The following is a 1,768-nucleotide window of genomic DNA, read 5'->3' on the forward strand; positions in this document are numbered from 1 at the left end:
CCTGACTTGGCTCATTTGCTTAGTGCGTGAGTTTCGGTTTGTGGAGGGCGTCGAGAATGACCTGCTGCTCGGCGGCGATGTTGGGGGCGAATGTCTGGTTGGTGCCGTTGATGGCGATGGTGGCTGAGCGCAGGGGCCTGAGTTGTTTGATGACGTTACGCACCGCGAGTCCTGTCCTGTTTTGGACAGTCCTGGAGATGGCCAGCGCGGTGAACACGATGGTCAGGTGTGCCTCGATCGCGTCGCGGGTGCGGTGGAACATGGGTCTGGCCCTGAGGTCTGTTTTGCTCATTCGGAAGGACTGCTCGACGTGCCACAGGTCGTGGTAGGAGCCGATGACTTCTCCTGCGGCCATGATGTTTGCGGGGATGTTCGTCACGTAGCCTTTCAGCCCGACGAGCTGCCGCGCGCGTGCCAGTGAGGCTTCGTCCAGGCTCGGTTTTCCTCCGGCGGTCTTGACGAACCGTGGGGTCCGGGCCGATTTCTGGCCCTCGATGACTTTCCGGGCCCGGTTCTCCTGGGCTGTGAGTGTTGTGTTGTCGTGGACGGCTCTCTTGCGGGAGTACGCCCACACCGCCCGCCATGAGCCGGGGTTCTCAGTGGGGTCCCAGACGGGTTCGGCGCGCAGATCAGGGTTGTTCTCGTTCGTGTGGCCGGTCCTGGGCGTGAGCGTATCGATCAGCTGCCCGTCGCTGAACGCGTCGCCGTGCCAGCGGAAATGCGAGGCCAGGTCGTTCGGGGCCTTCGTCATCCGGGAACCAACAATGAACCGCAGGTTCGCTTCGTCCAGCTCACGCAGGTTGCCCGCGGAAAGCATGCCGGCATCGGCGACGACGACCATGTCGGTCAAACCGTGGCGGGATTGGAACTGCTTGATGATCGGGACGATGGTCGCGGTTTCGGCCTTGTTGCCCTCAAAGCAGCCGATCTCCAGCGGGAACCCACCCCGGTCCACGAGCAGGCCAACGACGATCTGAGGATCGACCCGGCGTTCCTTGGAGTAGCCAACCTTCCGTAGTTCGTCTTCCTTCTCCGCCTCGAAATACAAGGTGGTGACGTCGTAAAGGACCAGGGAGACGTCCCCGTCGGTCCTGGCGTGCTGGAAGCACCAGGTCGCGATCCTGTCGCGGTACTTGTCCGCAGCGGCTCGGCCGAGGGTGCGTTTCATCGTCGCGTAACTGGCCGGGGCCCGGCCCAGGTCCCGCAACACCCTGCCGGCATCCAGTAGTGAGGTCGGTTCCACGACCCTGGCGATCACCAAGTCCCGGAACACCTCGTCGTCGAGGCCATCGAACCCCAGCGCCGTGAACACCTCGACCAACGCACGGAACAAGACCCGCGAGTCAGTTCCCAGCACGCGTCCCGGGCTGTCACGTCCGGCTGGTTCTCTGGGGCCGGCCACGTCAAACAAGCCAGCCTCGCGTGACGGCTCGACCAGGCCCTTCACCTGTGGCGTTGGCTCCAGACCCAAGTCAAGGACACCTTGCGCCGGGTCTTCAAGCAGCTCACGGGCGCGCTGCAGCAGGACGCCGAGCTCGGCCTCGGTATGCGCCGAGCCGACGTGCTGCACGATCCGCTGATTCCCGCGCACATACTCCGCGATCTGCACCGCCGTCGCTCCCGAGGCAGTCAGCACCCGCCTAATAAACACCACACCGGCGACACTAGGCCAAACCATTAGTGCGTGAAAAGCGGCCAGTCAGAAAACATCACCGCAGGTCAAGGCCATAGGCCCATCGGAACGACGGAGCCGTGAGCCAAGTCAGGC

1 protein-coding gene is annotated in these 1,768 nt (G+C 63.6%); it reads right to left on the reverse strand.

The window, feature by feature from the left end:
• Nucleotides 1-19 precede the first annotated feature (19 nt).
• The gene (locus tag PY310_RS21420) at nt 20-1,654 is read right to left on the reverse strand and encodes an IS1634 family transposase (RefSeq protein WP_275216644.1); all 1,635 of its coding nucleotides are present in this window, start codon (nt 1,652-1,654) and stop codon (nt 20-22) included.
• Nucleotides 1,655-1,768: the final 114 nt, after the last annotated feature.

It is taken from the genome of Pseudarthrobacter naphthalenicus, from assembly GCF_029076445.1.
In the GTDB taxonomy this organism is placed as follows: Bacteria; Actinomycetota; Actinomycetes; order Actinomycetales; family Micrococcaceae; genus Arthrobacter; species Arthrobacter naphthalenicus.